Source organism: Lentzea albidocapillata subsp. violacea, assembly GCF_900100275.1.
Taxonomy (GTDB): Bacteria; Actinomycetota; Actinomycetes; order Mycobacteriales; family Pseudonocardiaceae; genus Lentzea; species Lentzea violacea.
In genome coordinates this window covers 214,235-231,935 of sequence record NZ_FNET01000006.1, presented here as the reverse complement: position 1 = coordinate 231,935, position 17,701 = coordinate 214,235, and the positions used below count along the sequence as shown (strand labels likewise).

Here is a 17,701-nt window from a genome sequence, read left to right as displayed (position 1 = left end):
GAATGGCGCGCAAAGCGAAGGCCGGCTTCACGCCCGGCCGAGCGAAGAACCTGGTCGGTGTCGCGAAGGTGGTGGCGCCCGCGCTCATTCCGGTGCTGGCCCCGGTGATCGCCCGCGGAGCTGGGGTTTTGAGCGAGCAGTACGACCGCTACCGGGCACGCAGGCTCGGCATCGACGTCGCGGACATCGGTAGGTACTCCGGATACGGCGCCCGGCTGCACGCGCGAATTGTCGGCTTTTCGGAGTCGCTGGAGACATTGCGGGCAACAGATTCCGATTGGGTTTCGAAGACCGAGGCCCGGCTGGCGCAGTTGCTCACCGCTGTTCGCGCCTCCGAACGCATGCCGACGGCCCGGCGCAAAGCAGCGCACCGGGCCGTCGGGACTGATCTGGAGATGCTGGAGCAGGAGTTGCTCAGGCGTCTGAACGTGCGCTGACGTCCGGCGTCCTGCCGGTCACCTCGGCCACGGCCTTGACCGCCGCCTCCTCGACCACCTGACCGGGGTCGAGGTGCGCGGTGACCTCCTCCATCACCTCGGCGACACGCTCCTCACGCCTGATCATCGGGTCGGAACGCAGGTCCTTGGCCAGCGAGACGCACAGCCCGACCATGACGACCATGAACGGCAGCGCCGCGATGATCGTCAGGTTCTGCAGCCCTGTCAGCGCGTTCGACCCGCCGACCAGCAGCATGACCGCGGCGACGGCACCGGTCAGCACACCCCAGAAGATCACCATCGGCCTCCTGGGCCGGATGGTGCCCTCCTGCGAGAGCGTTCCCATCACGATCGACGCGGCGTCGGCGCCCGACACGAAGAAGATCGCCACCAGGAGCATGACGATCACTCCGGCGACTCCCGCCAGCGGGAACTGGCCGAGCAGTGCGAACAGCTGTGACTCGGGCGTCGACTGACCGGCGAGGTCCACTCCGCTGCGCTGCTCGTAGATCGCCGTGCCACCCAGGATCGCGAACCACACCAGCGACACCGTGGACGGCACCAGGATCACACCGGCCACGAACTGCTTGATCGTGCGGCCACGCGAGATCCGCGCGATGAACATGCCGACGAACGGCGTCCACGAGATCCACCACGCCCAGTAGAAGATCGTCCACCCGGACAGCCACGTCTGGGTCGCGTCGCCACCCGAGGCGGCGGTCCGGCCGGCCATGTTCGCGAGCTCGCGGAAGTAGTCGCCCAGCGCGGTCGGCAGCAGGTTCAGGATGAAGATCGTCGGGCCGACCACGAACAGGAACAGCGCCAGCACGAGGGCCAGCACCATGTTGATGTTCGACAGCCACTGGATGCCCTTGGCGACACCCGAGACCGCGGACGCGACGAAGGCCACGGTCAGGATCGCGATGATCGCGACCAGCAGGCCCTTGCCGACGTCACCGGCCCAACCGGCCGCCTCCAGCCCGCTGCCGATCTGCAGGGCGCCGAGACCGAGGGACGCGGCCGAGCCGAAGAGGGTCGCGAAGATGGCCATCACGTCGATGGCGCGCCCCCAGCCCGACGAGGCACGACGGCCCAGGAGCGGCGTGAACGCCGCGCTGATCAGCGAGGACCTGCCGCGGCGGAAGCAGCTGTACGCGATGGCGATGCCGACGATGGCGTAGATCGCCCACGGGTGCAGTGTCCAGTGGAACAGCGTGGTGGCCATCGCGGTCTCGAGCGGATCGCCCTCGGTGCCGGGCGGCGGTTTGACGAAGTGGGTCAGCGGCTCGTTGACGCCGTAGAACATGAGGCCGATGCCCATGCCGGCGCTGAACATCATCGCTACCCAGGACACGGTCTTGAACTCGGGTTTCTCGTCGTCCTGGCCGAGCGGGATCTTCCCGTACCGGCTGAACGCGAGCCACAGGGCGAAGACCACGAACCCGGAGGCCGAGATCACAAAAGCCCAGCCCAGATTCTGGATGATCCAGCCGAGCGCGGCCTTCGAGGCGGCGGCCAGCGAGTCTGTTCCTACGATTCCCCAGGTCACGAATGCGAGCGTGAGACCTGCGGCAACGCCGAACACAACCCGGTCGGTACGGCCCGGCCTGTCGCATTGAACGGTCATGAGGCCCTTGGTACCCACTCGTAGACCTGGCCAAACTCACCCGATTACCCTCAGGTCTCGTGAGCACCCGGACGAGCGAGTTGCGCACCCTTCGCGGTGCCGCTCTCGCGCTGACGTCTGCCGCTCTCACGATCACCGCCCACGGCCTGGGCGGCGGCGAGATCTCCGAGTTCATCCACGCGCTGCCGCTGGTGGCGCTGATCGCGTTCGCGGCGGCGTCACTGGCCGACAAGCGCACCGGGAAGCTCTCGATCATCGCCGGGCTCGGCACGGCCCAGCTCGCGCAGCACCTGCTGCTGACCTGGGTCAGCCACGAGCACACGAACACGCTCACCGGCCAGATGCTCGTGGCGCACCTCGTCGCCGCGACGCTGACCGGCATCCTGCTGTTCCACGCCGAGAACGCCCTGTTCAGACTGGTCGCCGCCGTCACCCGCCTGATCCCCCGCAGGCTCGCGCCGCCGCCGGTCTCGACGCCGGTGCGGACGTTCACCAGCACGCCGTACCTCCAGAACGCGCACCACCTGGAACTGTCGCGGGCAAACGGGCGGCGTGGCCCGCCCTGTGACTCCTGATCATCCGTATCCCCCTGCAGACCCCCTTTGCATCAGGAGCCACAACTTCATGTCGACAAATCGATTTGGCGTGCGCACGCTCGCCGTTCTCGCCGTTGCCGGAATCGCCGTCCTCGGCACCCCGACCATCGCGTCGGCCCACGTCAGCGCCCAGCCCGCGGAGTTCACCCAGGGTGGCCGCGCGACCTTCGCGTTCCGCGTCCCGAACGAGCGCGACAACGCCGGCACCACCAAGATCGAGGTGACGCTGCCGCAGGACACGCCGCTGACCTCGGTGCGCACCAAGCCGCTGACCGGCTGGAAGGCCGAGGCGGTCAAGGGCAAGCTCGACAAGCCGGTGACGATCGCCGGCAAGGAGATCACCGAGGCGTTCACCTCGATCACCTGGACCGCCGAGCCCGGCACGAAGATCGGCGTCAACGAGTACCAGGAGTTCTACGTCGCCCTCGGCACCCTGCCGGAGAAGGACACCCTGCTCCTGCCGACCAAGCAGACCTACGAGAACGGCGAGGTCGTGGACTGGAGCCAGGCCGCCGGTGCCGACGGCAAGGAGCCGGAGCACCCGGCGCCCGCGCTGAAGCTCGCCGCGAAGAAGGCCGGCGACGACGGCCACGGTGGCCACGGCACGACCCCGGCCGCCAACGGCACCGACACGCACGAGGCGTCCGCCGGTTCCGACAAGACCGCCCGCTACCTCGGTGGCGCCGGTCTGGCCGTCGGTGCGCTCGGCCTGGGCTTCGGTGTCGGCGCGATCCTGCGTTCGAGGCGCAAGGCATGAAACGCGCTCTGATCGCGTTCCTGTTCGCTGGTGCGGCCGTGCTCGTCACGGCCGCCCCCGCGGCGGCGCACAACGCACTGATCGGCAGCGACCCGAAGGACAAGTCGTCGCTGGAGGTCGGTCCCTCGACGGTCACGCTGACGTTCGACCAGGACGTGCAGGGCGGCCAGGGCATCAACACGATCTCGGTGGTCGACTCGAACGGCGGCCACTACGAGGTCGCGGGCGACCCGACGATCAAGGACACCGCGGTCTCCGCGAAGGTCAACGCCCTGGGCAAGGCCGGGGAGTACAAGATCGGCTACCGCATCCTGTCCGCGGACGGGCATCCCGTCTCGGGTGAGCTGACCTTCACGCTCACCAAGGACGGCACGGGCACGCCCACCGCGCCGACGAACGACGCCGCGTCCGGCGACTCGGGTTCGAGCGACGGCCTGCCCATCTGGGTCTGGATCGCCGGCGCCGTGGTCCTGCTCGGCGGCGGCGTGTTCTTCGCCCTGCGAGGCGGAGGCGCGAAGGCATGAGCAACGTCCGGACCACCGCCCCCACCCACTACCGCGTGCTCGCCGGACTCGTGTTCGGCGCACTCGGAGGCATCGCGCTCGGCCTCGTCCTGGCACCACCCGTCGTGGTCGCCGGGGTCGTCGACGCGGGGGCGGCGGTCCGGTACGGCCTTCCTGTCACACGGGTGCTGCTCGACGTCTCGGCGACGATCGTCGTCGGGCTGTCGATCCTGCCGAAGCTGCTCGGCTTCGACCGGCCCACGCACACCGAACCCGTCATGCGCATCGCCCGGCCGGCCGCGGTCATCGCCGCCGCCGTCTGGGTGGTCACGGCCCTGACTGCGATCATCCTGCAGGCCGCGGAACTGCGGCCGGGCAGTGACGTCAGCGTCGGCAACGCGATCGACTACATCGCGAACATCGGCGCCGGCAAGGGCCTGCTGTTCAGCGCGTCCTGCGCGTTCGTCTACCTGTTCATCGGCGTGATGGCGGTGCGCAGCGGCGAGTCCGTACCCGCTGAGCTGCGAATTCTCGTCTCGATGTTCGGGCTGCTGCCGATCCCGGTGACCGGGCACGCCTCCAACTGGAAGTACCACGACTACTCGATGGTCTCCATGGAGCTGCACGTGCTGGGTGCCGCGGCGTGGACCGGCGGGCTCGGCGCGTTGATGGCGCTGGTCGCCTACCGCAAGGGGCTGCTGGCGATCGCGCTGCCGAGGTTCTCGAAGATCGCGACCGTCAGCCTGGTCGTCGTCGCGGTCACGGGCCTGTTCAACGGCCTGCTGGAGCTGGTCCTCAACCCGGTCGTGCCGTTCCCGCAGTCGCTGTTCACCACCGGCTACGGGTTGCTGTTCCTGGGCAAGACCGTCTGCGCCGGGCTGATCGCGGTGCTCGGTGCGCACATCCGGTGGCGGCTGCTGCCGAAGATCTCCCAGCACAAGGTCACCGCGATCGTGCAGTGGGCGATCCTGGAAGTGATGATCATGGGCGTCGCCTTCGGGCTCGCCGTCGTGCTGAGCCGCGCTCCGGTCAGCTGAAGCCCGTCGCGACCCTGACCAGGTCGGCGAGTGCGCGTGACCGGCTGTGCGGTGGCCACGCGATCACCGTCGTGACCTGGGGTGCGTCGACGACCGGGATCGCGACCAGACCCTCGGCCAGCCCGGTGCTGACGACTTCCGGCAGGACGGCGACGGCTCGGCCGAGCTCGATCAGCTGGAACAGCTGGGTCAGGTTGCGCACCTCGGCCCCGGAGCCGTCCGGGTAGGTGCCGTCCCTGCGGGGCCAGCGCGCGAGGTCCGGCAGGTCGCTGACGTCGGCCATGCGCAGCCGGGACCTGTCGGCGAGCGGGTGCGCGGCCTGCATGACCGCGACCTGGCCCTCGATGGTCAGGACCTCCACGTCGAGGCCTGTCGTCGGGTCGTACGGCTCATGCAGCAACGCCACGTCGGCCCGTCCGTCGAGCAGCGGGACGTGGGTGTTCGACTCGCACAGCAGAAGCTCGACGGGCACGGCCGCGGGCTCGCCTGCGTACGCGTCGAGCAGCTTCGCCAGCACCTCCCCGGAACTGCCGGCCTTGGCGGCCAGCACCAGCGACGGCCGGTCGGCCGCAGTGGCACGGGTTCGCCGTTCGGCCGCCGCGACCGCACCGAGGATCGCCCTGCCCTCCGCCAGCAGCACCTCGCCGGCGTCGGTGAGCGAGACCTTGCGGCTGGTGCGGATCAGCAACGCGACGCCGAGCCGGTGTTCGAGCTGGGCGATCGCCCGGGAGAGCGGTGGCTGGGCGATGCCGAGACGTTCGGCGGCGCGGCCGAAGTTCAGTTCCTCGGCGACCGCGACGAAGTATCGGAGCTCTCGGGTCTCCATCCCACCACGGTATCCATACCGGCCGGGTATCGCTGCCGCACCGAAGTGGTGTTGGTCCTGACGGCATTCCCGACCACGATCAAATGCATGAGCGAACAGACGATTGCGCTGGTCACCGGCGCGAACAAGGGCATCGGGTACGAGATCGCGGCAGGCCTCGGCGCACTGGGGGTCAGCGTCGGAGTCGGGTCGCGGGACCGCGAACGCGGCGAGGAAGCGGTGGCGAAACTACGTGCGAACGGCGTCGATGCGTTCGCCGTGCCGTTGGACGTGACCGACGACGAGAGCGTGGCTTCCGCCGTGTCACTGCTTGACGAGCGGTTCGGCCGCCTCGACGTGCTGGTGAACAACGCGGGCATTGCGGGGCCGTGGCCCATGGCGCCCTCGACCGCGACCGCGGAGAGCCTGCGGGAGGTGATGGACACCAACGTGATCGGCGTCGTCAGGGTCACCAACGCGATGCTGCCGCTGCTGGGACGGTCGGTGCGGCCGCGCATCGTCAACCAGTCGAGCCATCTCTCGTCGATGACCCTGCAGACCACACCGGGCATGGAGCTGGGCGACGCCGACGGGGTCTACACGCCGTCGAAGACCTTCCTGAACTCCCTCACCGTCCAGTACGCCAAGGAGCTCACGGGCATCAAGGTCAACGGTGCCTGTCCCGGCTACGTCGCCACCGAGTTCAACGATTTCCAGGGACGCGAGACGCCGCAGGACGGCGCGAGGATTGCGGTCAGGCTGGCCACGTTGCCCGACGACGGTCCGACCGGCGGTCTGTTCGACCACGCAGGGACCGTGCCCTGGTGAGAACGGGCCAAATGTTCAACGTGAAACATCAACCGAGTCGAACGGACTCGGCGAGTGGTCCGATCGGCGCGACGAGCTGCGCACGAATGGACTAGTCGGTGATCAGTCGGGCCGAAGATTCTTCGCGCATCCGCGCCAGCCGGTTCATCGTCCGCTGACCGCGGCGGTCCAGCTCACGGCTGTCGATCCAGCCGTTGGCGTAGTAGCGGTAGTCCTGAGCCAGCGCCACGAGCTCGGCTAGGTAATCGGCGGATCGTCGTCGGCGATCCTCGTCGAAGCCCGCCAGCAGCGGTAGCTGGGTGTCCACCACCTCGTCGAGCAACTGCGCGGACCGCAGCGCTCTCCTGGAACGCCACCTCCGAGTAAGGCTCACGCGCCGCACCTCGTCCTTCGCCCCGACCTGCCGCACCTTAGGCGTGGATTTCTCGCCCGTCGATGCTGCATTCGTGTGCGAAGGCCCTGGCGTTACCGGTTCGTGTCCCACGCCATCCAAAAGTGGTGCTATAGGACCCAAACGAGATTGGAACTAGGCGGCCGACTCGGTGCCGGTGAACCGGGCGACGCGGTCCGCGAGCTCGCGGGCCTCGGGGTTGTTGCGGCGCTTGTCGGCTTCCTGGCGGAGCGGCTCCATGCGCTGCTTGGTGCGCACCGACTTGAGGCTTTCCGACAGGTCGACGGCCTGGCGGCCGATCTTGGCGCCGTGGTCGATGTCGCCTTCGAGCAGGTGGTTGATCGCCATCGAGGTCAGGTTGAACGAACGGCTGCGCGCGTACTCGTCGCCGAAGTTGTTGATCGCCTTGGACAGCGCGGGGATCGCGGTCCTCGTGTACTTGGCGTCCACCGTCTGAGCCAGCTCCGTGTGCACCGTGCCGATCATGGACGAGAGGTCGATCTCGTTGAAGAACCGGGCCCACGCGGGCGCTTCGGCGATGTTCGAACGGGAGAACTCGTCACGGGCGCGGCCGAGCAGCTTGAGCGCCTGCTCGTCGGAACCCATCTTCGCGTAGGCCCAGGCCTCGTTGGCGCACAGGATGCCCACGGCCAGTTCGGAACCGGAGTTCTGCGCGGCCAGCTGGCCCAGCTGGAACACCTTCAGCGCGTCGTCAGGGGCGTTCTGGTGCAGGTAGACGCGGCCCATGCGGTACAGGATGTTCGCCATCAGCGCCTCGTTCTCGCCCTGCTTGGCGAGGTCGAGCGCCTGACCGAAGTGGTTGCGGGCCGAGTCCATCAGACCCGTGTCGAACGACGTCCAGCCGGCCAGGTTGTGCAGGTCCGCCAGTGCGACGAAGAGTCGCTGGCGAACGATGTCCGTAGAGCTCGCACCGAGCATCTGCTGTCCCCAGGACAGCTGGGCGACCACCGCGTCGCGGCAGGAACCGCCGCCGTACTGGTAGTCCAGGGCACGCAGAGCCCGCGTCGCCGCTTCGACCTGGCGCACATCGGTCATGCCGATGCGTCCCGGAGCCGGAGTCTGTGTGGGGTGTGAAACCCACGACCCGGAGTCCGCTCCGAACACGGCCGCGCCGACTGTCACGGCGGCGGCGTGCGCGAGGAACTTCCGACGCTTCACCGACTCGTCCTCCTCAGGATGGGGTGAGTCCGCGGTCGCGGCCACCCGTACTGCCGTTGTCTCGTCATAGGCGAGACCCATGTATCCACGTGGGACACCCAGGCCGATGGCGATCCTCGTCAGGACGTCGTACGCCATCACCTGGCGTCCCTTGAGGATCTCCGAGACCTCGGACTGCGACTGCCCAGTGAGCGCCGCGATCTGGCGCTGGGACACGCCGTGCCTTCGGAGCAGCCGGTAGACCGAGCTGATCTCTCGTCGGGCCAGTGCGTCCCGCATCTCCTGTTGGTCCCACACGTCGGCGGGGATCGGAGAGCCCTGGGAACTCATGGTGTTCATCGCGCACCCTCACAGTCCGTTGGGCGTCATCGGCAGACTAGGGGCAGGTCCCCGAGCCCGAGAAGTCCTCTTCGGCGGAGCTGATCGGCTCTACCGAACACCGCTTACCGCTCACCGTAAGACTTCCACCGGTGGGCGCTGTGACGTCCCGTTCCGGCATGAATCATCGCAATCTGGATTCCGGTAAGCGAGTGAGCACGGAGAGGAACGACCTGATAGTGGACAGCTCCTCCCCAGGCTCCACCTCCATTGTGGAGACGGGTGACACCGAATCCACATGGCGCGGCATGACCGGGCAACGTCGGATGTGGCAGATCAGCTGCGGCGACGTCGTCGACCGGGACCGCCAGCTCACCGTGAAGGTCGTTCAGGGCCAAGTGGTCCTGGTAGGCCCTCCCGGTGAGACGGCAGTCTTGTCCCACGACCAGCTCGTACAGCTCAGGGCCGCGCTACGCGAAGCCGCCGACCAGGCGGAAAGGTGACGGTGACGTTCAATGGACGCGATCCTCGGACAGGTTCTTCGCAACGCTGTGTGGGAACGCCTCGACCTGCTCACTGAGCTGGCGAGCCGCGCGGACGCCCCGTCCCTCCTGTCGGTGGCTCGATCCGAGCTCCCTCGGCTGACCGAGGGATGGCGTGCTCTGCTGGCGGCGCACGAGCCGGACGAGAAGGGCAACTGCCCCGAATGTTCCGGCCGCTGGCGCCAGCAGAAGTCACCTTGCTCGGTGTGGCGCGCCGCGTACGAACACCTGGTCGCGGGCGGACTCGCCCCGCGCCCGGCTCGCCATCTGCGCGAGGCCCCGGTGACTCCTCCTGTCACCCGGTCCCGCCGCGCGGTGGCTCGAGCCCACTAACGGGCGTTTGCGACTGACCTGGCGTCCCCCCGACACGACCAGGTCTGCAAACCGCCTACTGACCGGTGGTCCGCGATGTGCGAACCCCCGACCGCTACATCGCGGGCCCCGGTCAGCTTTCCCAACTCCACAGATTCCCGCGGGCCGGTGACGTGCACCTTCCCTCCCCGACCGTCGTCGGTCCGCGGTCACCAACCACGGCCCTTGTCTGCACCTCCCGCGCAGACGAGGGCCGTTTTCACGCTCACGCAGGGGTCCCCCCGAGCTGGGAACCCCTGCGTTTCAACGTACTCAGCAGCACCGACAAGATCAGCGGTGCGTGCCGGTCCTCCAGGTCAGGTACGAGGTCAGGCCCGGAAACAGCCGGCCGGAGATCTCGAACGCCTTGAGCTGCCACGGGAACAGGTGCTCGGCGCGTTCCTTCTCCACCGCGTCCACGATCGCCTTCGCGCACTGCTGCGGCGTGACCGTGGGGATCAGCCGGGCGATGGCCGGGATCCGTTCCTCCGCGCCGGGGTTGTTGGTGAAGTACTCGCTGGAAACCTTGCCGGGCACCACTTCGCTGATCCCGACGCCGGTTCCGCGCAGGTCGAGCCGAAGTGACGCGGTCAGGCCACGCAACGCCCAGCGCGCCGACTGGTAGCCCACCGCCCCCGGAATCGGCAGCCTGGACACCGGCGAGTTCACGTTGACGATCCAGCCGGAACCGCGCGACCGCATGGCGCCCAGGTACTCCCTGGTCAGCAGCAACGCGGCCAGGTACGGCACGGCGGTCATGGTGACCAGCTCGTCGGACGACGTGTCGTCGAGGAACAGCCAGCGCCCGACGCCCGCGTTGTTGACCAGCACGTCGGGGGCGGGAACGTCCTCGGCGAGTGTGCGGATCTGCGCGGCGTCCGCGAGATCCGCCGGATGAGCGGTCGCCGAGCCGCCGAACTCCTTGATCCGTTCGACCTGCAGATCGAGCAGTTCGGCGCTCCGGGCCACAAGGTGGACGTGTGCGCCATGGGCGGCGAACCGGAACGCCGCCTCCGCTCCGATCCCCTGGGACGCTCCCGTGACCAGAACCCTCTTGCCCTCGACCTGCATCAGACCACCGATCGCACTCGACTCATCAACACCGCCGCCAGCGTCGTCGCCAGCGCGGAGACCGCGAACAGACCGCGGTAACCGCCAAGGTTGGCCAGAATCAGCGCGGTCAGCAAGGGAGCGATGACCTGCGGCAACGCGTTGGCCACGTTGAGCACGCCCAGATCCTTGGCCCGATCGGACGCGGCCGGCAGCACCTGCGTGAGCAGTGCGATCGCGACGGCCCAGTACGTGCCGAAGCCGACGCCGAGCAGCGGGGAGGCGATCAGGACGCCGATCCAGGTCGGCCAGACCACCAGGATCAACGCCGCCAGCGCCATCACGGCCGCGGCGCCGTAGACATACGGCTTGCGGCGACCGGAACGATCACTTCGTGCGCCGAACAGCACCGCTCCTGCGGCGAGCGCCACCCCGTAGAGCGCCATGAGCACCAGCAGCCCGTCCTCCGGCGACTCGTGGTGGACCACGTCGCCGAGGAAGTAAAGGAGGTAGAGCGTGCCGAACGCGTTGCCGAGGTTGATCATCAGGTGACCGCCCCACGCCCACGCGAAGTCGGGGTGCTGCCTGGGCGAGATCCAGAACGTCGGCTTGACCGGCTTCACGATGAGCTGCGTGTCCGGCGTGCGCAGAACGAAGAAGATGGCACCGGCCAGCACGATGACCGCGCACGCCAGGTAGCCGGCCTGAAGTCCGCTGACCAGCAAGGTCACCACGACCGCGCCCAGCACCGTGCCGAGCATCTGGCTGATCCCGATGAGTCCGCCGACCTGGGCGCGTTGCTCGACCGGCACCCGGTCCGGCACGGCCGAGGTCAGCGCGGCGAGCATGCCGCCGATGCCGGCCTGCACCAGGCACCAGCCGATGGTCATCACTACGACCGACGGCGCGTTGGCCAGTACGGCGAGACCGGCGGCACCGATGACGGCGCCGGCCAGCGTCCACGGGTGGCGGCGGCCGAACCGCGAGGTCGTGCGGTCGGACAGGAACCCGATCAACGGCACGACCAGCAGTGACACCAGGCCGCCGAAGCCGGTGACGATGCCGAACACCAGCTCCTTGTCGGCCTTGTCCAGCATCTCGGCCTGCTGCGGCAACAGCACCTGGATCGGCGCGTAGACCGCCAGCCACAACCCGAGGTTCGCGCAGAACAGCCAGGCCATCCAGCCGCGGCGAACCCGCACCACCGGCTCGGCGAGGGCTTCACTCACCGCTGATCACCCTTCTGTACCAGTGGAACGAGTCGCGCGGAGTGCGCGCCTGCGTCTCGTAGTCGACCTGGACCAGGCCGAACCGCTGCGAGTACCCGGCTTCCCACTCGAAGTTGTCGAGCAGCGACCACACGAAGTACCCGGCGACATCCGCTGCCTGCGCGGCCTTGAGGTGTCCGTCGAGGTAGGAAATCCGCTCGGCGTCGTTGATCTCGTCGGGGAAGCTGCAGCCGCTCTCGGTGACGTACACCGGCGGCAGGTCCGGGTGCCGCTCGCGCAACGTCGTGATCATCTCGGTCAGCCCGGCCGGCACGATCGGCCAGCCGAACCCGGTGCGCTCGTACTCGTCGATCTCCACCAGTTCGAACGGCAGCGGGTTGCCCTCGGACGGCGCCCTGAGCCGCGTCGGGTTGTAGTAGTTCACGCCGTAGAAGTCGAGCGGCTGGTGGATCGTGGCCAGGTCACCATCGGCGATAGGCAGAAGCTCGGCGACCGCGTCGGGATATCGGCCCGACAGCATGGGATCCGCGTAGATCCAGTTGTGGATTTCGCTGTAGGCCTCGGCGGCTGCTACGTCGTCCGGTCCGACCGGCCACGCGGGGGTGTGGTTGTTCGCCGTGCCGACGGCCTGCGCGTTGAACGACCGGAGCACTTCGACCGCCCGGCCGTGAGCGAGGTTCAGGTGGTGGGCGGTCGGCAACGCGTCGATGAGCAACGTCTTGCCGGGAGCGTGCTCACCGATCGCATAGCCCTGCAACGTCACCATCGCGGGTTCGTTGATCGGGATCCACAGCTTCACGCGGTCGGCGAGCCGGTCCGCGACCAGCGCCGTGTAGTCGGCGAACCGGTCGGCGATGTCCCGGCCCAGCCAGCCGCCCTCGGCTTCGAGTTCCAGCGGCGTATCCCAGTGGTACAACGTCGCCACGGGGGCGATACCGACGTCGACGAGCGCGTCGACCAGGCGGTCGTAGAAGTCGAGTCCCTCGGCGTTGACGGGTCCTTTGCCGGACGGCTGGATGCGCGGCCACGCGATCGAGAACCGGTACGCGTTCACGCCGAGCTGCGTCATGAGCGCAACGTCCTCGCGCCACCGGTGGTAGTGGTCGCACGCAACGGAAGCGTTCTGGTTCTCGTGTACAGGAGAGAACTCGTCCCACACGGAGGGGCCTCGGCCGCCGGCCTCGAAAGCGCCCTCGATCTGGAACGCGGACGTCGACACTCCCCAAAGGAAGTCGCTCATCGATCCTCCAAATGTGAAACTTGTTCGGATCGTAGGCGTGTTGACAGGTTCAGGGAAGTGAAAGAGCCGTACAACAGGCAAGATGGAAGTACCCGAACTACTGGGAGTCGCCGTGACGAGCACCACCCCGCTTCGCCGCCAGCCCGTCCAGCAGCGCAGCGCCAAGAGAGTCGAGCGCATGCTCGAAGCCTGCGCCACCCTGATCGACGAGGTGGGCTACGACGGCGTCACCACGACGTTGATCGCGGAGAGAGCGGGCGTGGCGGTCGGTTCGCTCTACCAGTTCTTCCCCGACAAGAGAGCCGTCGTGCAGGCGCTGACGCTGCGCAACGTCGACAAGTTCTCCCAGGGCATCACCGAACGGCTCGAGCAGGCGACACTCGAGCACTGGTGGGACGCCGTGGACACGGTGTTCGACGTCTACGTGACGATGCACCGCGAGATCCCCGCGTTCGGGAAGCTGCACTTCGGTGACGTCGTGGACATGCGCCTGCTCGACGACCGCCGCGACAACAACGCCGTCATCTCCGACAAGATCTCGGAGCTGATCTCGGTCAAGTTCGCCATTCCGATGGGCGAGGTCGGTCTGCCGATCGCGATCGCCGTCGAGGCCGCCGACGCCGTGATGAAGATGGCGTTCCGCAAGAACCCGAGTGGCGACCAGGCGATCCTGACCGAAGCCAGGGCCCTGGTCAGGGGTTACCTGTCGTCACGCCTGCCGGTCTAACCGAAGTTGCGGCGCTCGCCGCGGTACGTGGGCACGGTGCGCTCGATGCGGTCACCGTGCACCAGGTGCACCTCGTCGAACCGCTCGAACAGCTCGCCCGCCTTGGCGTGCCGCATCCAGACGCGGTCGCCGATGCGCAGCTGTTCCGCCGCCTTGCCGGTGACCGGCGTCTGCACCTCGCCCGCGCCTTCGAGACCGAGCGTCTTCAGACCCTCCGGCAGGTACGGCGACGGCTGGCGGTCGGGTGTCGGCGTGCCGGACGCGATGTAGCCGCCGGCGAACAGCGTGGCCACCCGCCTGGTCGGCTTGCGCACCACGGACAACGCGAACAGCGCCGCCGGTTCCGGCTTGAACGCCTGGTAGCCGTCGAACAGCGTCGGCCCGAAGAGACCGGACCCTGCCGCGAGCTCGGTGACCGACGGGTCCGAGCCGGTGAGCTCCAGGCTGCCGGTGCCGCCACCGTTGACGAACTCCAGGTCGGCGACCTGCCGGACGGCGGTGACCACGGCGGTGCGACGCTGGACCAGCTCAGGGCCGGACCTGCCCTGGATGAGCCGGATCCCGATCGCACGAAGCGGCTGGCCAGGAGGGTTGTCCCCCAGGCCGGCGATCTGGCCCTCGTAGGCCATGACGCCGACCAGCTTGAAGCCGTACCGCCGCACGATCCTGGCGGCGAGCGCCTTGGCCTGCTGCGGCGTGTGGATCGACGAACGGCGCGGTCCGATGTGCACGCCGGGCAACGGCCGCCACGAGACGTCGAGCTCCAGGCAGACCCGGATGTCGGCGTGCGGCCCGATCGCCGCGTCCACGAAGTCGAGGTGCTCGGTGGAGTCGACCATGATCGTGACGCGCTGACGTGCGGTCTCGTTGGCCGCGAGCTTCTGCAGCGACGCGCGGTCGGCGGTCGGGTAGGCGACGAGCAGGTCCTCGGTCACGTTCTGCTCGGACAACCACAACGCCTCGGCCAGCGAGTAGCACATGACGCCGGCGTAACCGGGCCGTTCGAGCGCCCGGCTCACGAGTTCGCGCACGCGGATCGACTTGCTCGCGACCCGGATCGGATGACCGGCAGCGCGCCGGACGAGGTCCGCCGCGTTGTGGTCGAAGGCATCCAGGTCGACGATCGCGAACGGAGGATCCAGGTCCTTCGTCGCGGCGTCGAGTCGAGTTCTGCGCATGCCCTGACGGTACGTGCTGAACCCTTGAAACGTGAAGAGCTTTCACTTACGTTACTCGCAGGTCACACTCTCTCGTGGAGGTTCGCGTGTGGACGAACTGGGCTAGAACGGCTTCGTGCACGCCTGCGCGCGTCGTCCACCCGTCCAGCACGGACGAGATCGCCGCAGCCGTCCTCTCCGGCGGCCGCGTCCGCGCGCGAGGCAGCGGCCACTCGTTCAACGACATCGCCGTCGCCCCGGACACCGCGCTCGACCTGGACCGGTGGACCGGGATCGTACGCGCGGACGCGGAAACGGGACTGGTCACCGTCCGCTCCGGCACTCCCCTGCGCGTCTTCAACGCCGACCTCCACCGCCTGGGCCTGGCGATGCCGAACCTGGGCGACATCGACGCCCAGACCGTCGCCGGCGCGGTCTCCACCTCGACCCACGGCACCGGCGGAAAACTGGGCGTCCTCGCCACCGCCATCGAAGCGCTGGAACTGGTCCTCGCCGACGGCTCCGTGGTCACCTGCTCCCGGACCGAACGCCCGGACCTCTTCAACGCCGCCCGCGTGGGCCTGGGCGCGCTGGGTGTCATCAGCACCCTGACCCTGCGCTGCGTCCCGTCCTTCGTGTTGCAGGCCCAGGAATCCCCCGGCCGCCTCGACGCCGTGCTGGAGCAGTTCGACGACCTCTGCGCCGTGGAGGACCACGTCGAGTTCCACTGGTTCACCCACTCCGACCGCGTGATCCTCAAGCGCAACAACAGGATCACCGAGGCCGCGCGCCCGCTCTCGAAGCTCCGCCAGGCCTGGGAGTACGAGGTCATGGAGAACGCCGCGTTCGGCGCCGTCACGAAGGTCGCCAGGACCTTCCCCCGCTACACCAGGCGCCTCAACGAACTCTGCGGCTCGCTGATCTCCGAACGGTCCTATTCGGACTACTCGCACAACGTCTTCGTGACGCCCAGGCGCGTGAGGTTCGTGGAGACCGAGTTCTCGATCCCCCGCGAATCCCTGATGGACGTGATCCGCGAACTCCAGGCCGTCGCCGCCAAGCTGGGAGAGCGCGACCACCTGATCGTCCCGTGCGAGGTGCGCGTGGCCCAGGCCGACGACATCTGGCTCTCCACGGCGAACGGCCGCGACACCGCGTACATCTCGATGCACCAGGCACTCGGTATGCAGTACAAGGCTTTCTTCGACGCGTACGCGAGCATCGCGGCGTCGGTCGGCGGCCGCCCGCACTGGGGCAAGATGCACGACCTGACCGCGACGGAGCTCCGGCCGCTGTACCCGCACTTCGACGACTTCCTGCGGGTGCGGGACGAGGTCGATCCAGGCAGGACGTTCACGAACCCCTACCTGGACCGCGTGCTCGGCTAGAGGATCAGGCGAACGGCGTCGGCGACCGGCGTCTCGCCGTTCACCAGCTCCAGCGTCTTGCCGATCGTGTTGGGAGCGTTGAGCAGTTCGGCCAGCACGGCGGCGACGTCCGCGCGGGTGACGGACGACCGCGGCAACCGGGGCTCGGCCAACGTGACCAGCCCGGTCGGTGCGTCGTTCACCAGCGGCCCTGGCCGCAGGATCGTCCAGTCGAGATCACGCGGCTTCAGGTCGTCCTCTGCCAGCTTCTTGGCCTTCAGGTACACCGCGAACTCGGGGTCCACCGACGGCGAGTCAGCGGACTCGATCCCGACGGTGGACACCTGCAGGAACCGCCGCACCCCGGCCTCGACGCAGGCAGAAGCGAAGAGCGCAGCGGCCCCGTAGTCCACGGTGTCCTTGCGGGCGGCACCGGATCCGGCGCCGGCACCAGCGGCGAACACGGCCGCGTCAGCACCGTTCAAATACGCGGCGACCGAGTCCAGATCAGCGGACTCCAGGTCGCACAACACCGGAACGGCTCCGGCTTCCTGCACATCGCCAAAATGATCGGGGTTGCGGACCAGTGCTGTGGCGGCGTCTCCACGGGTGGCCAGCAGCTGCTCGAGAAGCAGCGCGATCTGCCCGTGTCCGCCGGCTATGACTACTCGCATGGCCCGACCGTAGATCAGGAAGCGGTGGCGAGCACCTGCTCGTAGACCAGTTCGTTGACCCAGCGGGTGATGGCGGTGTCCTCGGAGGGAGCGTTCTCCTGGCGGCCGGACACGTCGACCGAGAGGTCCTTCTCGTCGTCGGCCAGCAGCACCGAGACGCCGTAGCGGCGCACGCGCGGCAGGCAGTTCGCGAGGTAGTCGTGCGAGAAGGCGACCGACTCGGGCAGGACGACCGCGGCGTTGCCGTAGCGGGCGAAGGGGACGGCGGAAGCCAGCGCCGTCCTCCAGTGACGGGCGACGGCCAGGACGCCGACGATCCGCACCGCGGCGGGGGGAACGCGGCCTTCCATCTCCGGCCACACCCACGTGGAGACGGTGGTCTTGTCGGCCTCGGGGCCCGCACCCACACACACGCGCTCGGCGTGGGCGTCGGCCAGGAGTTCGGCCACGACGACGACCTTGCGGCCCATCAGGACCATTTCGGGGAGAACCACGCCGTGCCAGCCGAGGCGGATCGCCGCAGCGGCAGCCAGCTCCTCGACGGACGCGGGCAGTTCCGGAACCGGGACCGGGGTGGTCGACAGACCGTTCGAGCTGTCGAGCGCCGCGGTCCTTGCTGGGGTGCTGCTCACGCCAGTGCCTCCTCGTCACCCGCGGCGGGAGATCCGCCGCGTTTCGACTCGTGCTCTGGCATAAGAATTAGCAGGAAGCGCGCGGCCCGCCCCCAGGTCACAGGACCCCCTGCGATCGACGGCGCCGACCGGTCGGTGACCGGTCGAGGAGTGGCGAGGGGAGTTCGGTCCTGCTGTGCTGCCGTCTGGGTGACGTTAATCCGGATGGACGCACGAAAAGAGCTGCTCAAAGTAGGTGCGCCAGGCGTGAGGGC

Annotated in this window: 20 protein-coding genes; 10 read left to right on the top strand and 10 right to left on the bottom strand. The window is 68.4% G+C overall.

Annotation, left to right across the window (positions count from 1 at the left end; translation table 11 throughout):
* Positions 1-2: 2 nt before the first annotated feature.
* Complete coding sequence (locus tag BLR21_RS16325; RefSeq protein WP_090006668.1) at positions 3-437, top strand: DUF6474 family protein; 435 nt, start codon at positions 3-5, stop codon at positions 435-437.
* Here BLR21_RS16325 and BLR21_RS16320 read toward each other — a convergent pair.
* Positions 415-2,064 carry a BCCT family transporter gene (locus BLR21_RS16320; RefSeq protein ID WP_090006835.1) on the bottom strand — a complete coding sequence of 550 codons (1,650 nt, stop codon included), beginning with the start codon at positions 2,062-2,064 and terminating at the stop codon, positions 415-417. The two genes, BLR21_RS16325 and BLR21_RS16320, sit on opposite strands and share 23 nt — an antisense overlap.
* A gap of 59 nt (positions 2,065-2,123) precedes the next feature.
* On the opposite strand from BLR21_RS16320, the gene BLR21_RS16315 reads away from it, so the two are divergent.
* The 4 genes from BLR21_RS16315 to BLR21_RS16300 are packed head-to-tail and all read left to right on the top strand — an operon-like array spanning position 2,124 to position 4,957.
* Entirely contained in the window at positions 2,124-2,639 is a 516-nt protein-coding gene (locus BLR21_RS16315; RefSeq protein WP_090006667.1) for a hypothetical protein, read from the top strand.
* Between the two features lie 49 nt (positions 2,640-2,688).
* Positions 2,689-3,417: a YcnI family copper-binding membrane protein gene (locus BLR21_RS16310; protein ID WP_090006666.1), complete on the top strand. Its 729-nt coding sequence runs from the start codon at positions 2,689-2,691 to the stop codon at positions 3,415-3,417.
* The gene (locus BLR21_RS16305; protein ID WP_090006665.1) at positions 3,414-3,941 is read left to right on the top strand and encodes a copper resistance CopC family protein; all 528 of its coding nucleotides are present in this window, start codon (positions 3,414-3,416) and stop codon (positions 3,939-3,941) included. Before BLR21_RS16310 ends, BLR21_RS16305 begins: the two co-directional genes overlap by 4 nt.
* The gene (locus BLR21_RS16300) at positions 3,938-4,957 is read left to right on the top strand and encodes a copper resistance D family protein (RefSeq protein WP_090006664.1); all 1,020 of its coding nucleotides are present in this window, start codon (positions 3,938-3,940) and stop codon (positions 4,955-4,957) included. Before BLR21_RS16305 ends, BLR21_RS16300 begins: the two co-directional genes overlap by 4 nt.
* Here BLR21_RS16300 and BLR21_RS16295 read toward each other — a convergent pair.
* Positions 4,950-5,783, bottom strand: coding sequence for a LysR family transcriptional regulator (locus BLR21_RS16295; protein WP_090006663.1), 834 nt, complete (start codon positions 5,781-5,783; stop codon positions 4,950-4,952). The genes BLR21_RS16300 and BLR21_RS16295 overlap by 8 nt on opposite strands.
* Positions 5,784-5,870: 87 nt before the next feature.
* Between BLR21_RS16295 and BLR21_RS16290 the strand changes: the two genes are divergently transcribed.
* Complete coding sequence (locus tag BLR21_RS16290; protein ID WP_090006662.1) at positions 5,871-6,590, top strand: SDR family oxidoreductase; 720 nt, start codon at positions 5,871-5,873, stop codon at positions 6,588-6,590.
* A gap of 91 nt (positions 6,591-6,681) precedes the next feature.
* On the opposite strand, the gene BLR21_RS16285 is transcribed toward BLR21_RS16290, so the two are convergent.
* The gene (locus tag BLR21_RS16285; RefSeq protein WP_090006834.1) at positions 6,682-6,963 is read right to left on the bottom strand and encodes a hypothetical protein; all 282 of its coding nucleotides are present in this window, start codon (positions 6,961-6,963) and stop codon (positions 6,682-6,684) included.
* Between the two features lie 153 nt (positions 6,964-7,116).
* Entirely contained in the window at positions 7,117-8,499 is a 1,383-nt protein-coding gene (locus tag BLR21_RS16280; RefSeq protein ID WP_090006661.1) for a helix-turn-helix domain-containing protein, read from the bottom strand.
* 191 nt (positions 8,500-8,690) lie between these two features.
* Here BLR21_RS16280 and BLR21_RS16275 point away from each other — a divergent pair, with 191 nt between their 5' ends.
* Together BLR21_RS16275 and BLR21_RS16270 are read left to right on the top strand one after the other, a co-directional pair.
* Complete coding sequence (locus BLR21_RS16275) at positions 8,691-8,981, top strand: hypothetical protein (protein WP_256334718.1); 291 nt, start codon at positions 8,691-8,693, stop codon at positions 8,979-8,981.
* Between the two features lie 12 nt (positions 8,982-8,993).
* Positions 8,994-9,353, top strand: a complete 360-nt coding sequence (locus tag BLR21_RS16270) for a hypothetical protein (protein ID WP_030480258.1) — start codon at positions 8,994-8,996, stop codon at positions 9,351-9,353.
* 309 nt (positions 9,354-9,662) lie between these two features.
* Here the strand turns inward: BLR21_RS16270 and BLR21_RS16265 are convergent, their stop codons facing one another.
* Genes BLR21_RS16265 through BLR21_RS16255 form a run of 3 tightly spaced genes read right to left on the bottom strand, consistent with a single transcriptional unit; the run spans position 9,663 to position 12,890 of the window.
* Positions 9,663-10,442, bottom strand: coding sequence for an SDR family NAD(P)-dependent oxidoreductase (locus BLR21_RS16265; RefSeq protein ID WP_090006660.1), 780 nt, complete (start codon positions 10,440-10,442; stop codon positions 9,663-9,665).
* Positions 10,442-11,602 carry an MFS transporter gene (locus BLR21_RS16260; RefSeq protein WP_090006832.1) on the bottom strand — a complete coding sequence of 387 codons (1,161 nt, stop codon included), beginning with the start codon at positions 11,600-11,602 and terminating at the stop codon, positions 10,442-10,444. The genes BLR21_RS16265 and BLR21_RS16260 overlap by 1 nt, the downstream gene beginning before the upstream one ends.
* Positions 11,603-11,642: 40 nt before the next feature.
* Positions 11,643-12,890, bottom strand: a complete 1,248-nt coding sequence (locus BLR21_RS16255) for a GH1 family beta-glucosidase (protein ID WP_090006659.1) — start codon at positions 12,888-12,890, stop codon at positions 11,643-11,645.
* Positions 12,891-12,972: 82 nt separating this feature from the next.
* Between BLR21_RS16255 and BLR21_RS16250 the strand changes: the two genes are divergently transcribed.
* On the top strand, positions 12,973-13,617 hold the full coding sequence (locus BLR21_RS16250) for a TetR/AcrR family transcriptional regulator (RefSeq protein WP_218130888.1): 645 nt from the start codon (positions 12,973-12,975) through the stop codon (positions 13,615-13,617).
* Here BLR21_RS16250 and BLR21_RS16245 read toward each other — a convergent pair.
* Positions 13,614-14,795, bottom strand: a complete 1,182-nt coding sequence (locus tag BLR21_RS16245) for an amino acid deaminase/aldolase (protein WP_090006658.1) — start codon at positions 14,793-14,795, stop codon at positions 13,614-13,616. The two genes, BLR21_RS16250 and BLR21_RS16245, sit on opposite strands and share 4 nt — an antisense overlap.
* 86 nt (positions 14,796-14,881) lie before the next feature.
* Here BLR21_RS16245 and BLR21_RS16240 point away from each other — a divergent pair, with 86 nt between their 5' ends.
* Positions 14,882-16,162, top strand: coding sequence for a D-arabinono-1,4-lactone oxidase (locus BLR21_RS16240; RefSeq protein ID WP_256334716.1), 1,281 nt, complete (start codon positions 14,882-14,884; stop codon positions 16,160-16,162).
* Here BLR21_RS16240 and BLR21_RS16235 read toward each other — a convergent pair.
* Positions 16,159-16,815 (bottom strand): NAD(P)H-binding protein, encoded by a 657-nt coding sequence (locus BLR21_RS16235; RefSeq protein WP_090006656.1) that lies wholly within the window; start codon positions 16,813-16,815, stop codon positions 16,159-16,161. The two genes, BLR21_RS16240 and BLR21_RS16235, sit on opposite strands and share 4 nt — an antisense overlap.
* Before the next feature lie 14 nt (positions 16,816-16,829).
* Positions 16,830-17,447, bottom strand: a complete 618-nt coding sequence (locus BLR21_RS16230; RefSeq protein WP_090006655.1) for a hypothetical protein — start codon at positions 17,445-17,447, stop codon at positions 16,830-16,832.
* Positions 17,448-17,701 lie beyond the last annotated feature (254 nt).

Excerpts from the sequence above, each read along its gene's own strand:
- BLR21_RS16325 (WP_090006668.1), top strand. The coding sequence starts at position 3 with ATGGCGCGCAAAGCGAAGGCCGGCTTCACGCCCGGCCGAGCGAAGAAC.
- BLR21_RS16255 (WP_090006659.1), bottom strand. The coding sequence starts at position 12,890 with ATGAGCGACTTCCTTTGGGGAGTGTCGACGTCCGCGTTCCAGATCGAG.
- BLR21_RS16295 (WP_090006663.1), bottom strand. The coding sequence starts at position 5,783 with ATGGAGACCCGAGAGCTCCGATACTTCGTCGCGGTCGCCGAGGAACTG.
- BLR21_RS16300 (WP_090006664.1), top strand. The coding sequence starts at position 3,938 with ATGAGCAACGTCCGGACCACCGCCCCCACCCACTACCGCGTGCTCGCC.
- BLR21_RS16270 (WP_030480258.1), top strand. The coding sequence starts at position 8,994 with ATGGACGCGATCCTCGGACAGGTTCTTCGCAACGCTGTGTGGGAACGC.
- BLR21_RS16310 (WP_090006666.1), top strand. The coding sequence starts at position 2,689 with ATGTCGACAAATCGATTTGGCGTGCGCACGCTCGCCGTTCTCGCCGTT.
- BLR21_RS16245 (WP_090006658.1), bottom strand. The coding sequence starts at position 14,795 with ATGCGCAGAACTCGACTCGACGCCGCGACGAAGGACCTGGATCCTCCG.
- BLR21_RS16320 (WP_090006835.1), bottom strand. The coding sequence starts at position 2,064 with ATGACCGTTCAATGCGACAGGCCGGGCCGTACCGACCGGGTTGTGTTC.
- BLR21_RS16260 (WP_090006832.1), bottom strand. The coding sequence starts at position 11,602 with ATGGCCTGGCTGTTCTGCGCGAACCTCGGGTTGTGGCTGGCGGTCTAC.
- BLR21_RS16305 (WP_090006665.1), top strand. The coding sequence starts at position 3,414 with ATGAAACGCGCTCTGATCGCGTTCCTGTTCGCTGGTGCGGCCGTGCTC.
- BLR21_RS16235 (WP_090006656.1), bottom strand. The coding sequence starts at position 16,815 with ATGCGAGTAGTCATAGCCGGCGGACACGGGCAGATCGCGCTGCTTCTC.
- BLR21_RS16265 (WP_090006660.1), bottom strand. The coding sequence starts at position 10,442 with ATGCAGGTCGAGGGCAAGAGGGTTCTGGTCACGGGAGCGTCCCAGGGG.
- BLR21_RS16250 (WP_218130888.1), top strand. The coding sequence starts at position 12,973 with ATGGAAGTACCCGAACTACTGGGAGTCGCCGTGACGAGCACCACCCCG.
- BLR21_RS16280 (WP_090006661.1), bottom strand. The coding sequence starts at position 8,499 with ATGAACACCATGAGTTCCCAGGGCTCTCCGATCCCCGCCGACGTGTGG.
- BLR21_RS16290 (WP_090006662.1), top strand. The coding sequence starts at position 5,871 with ATGAGCGAACAGACGATTGCGCTGGTCACCGGCGCGAACAAGGGCATC.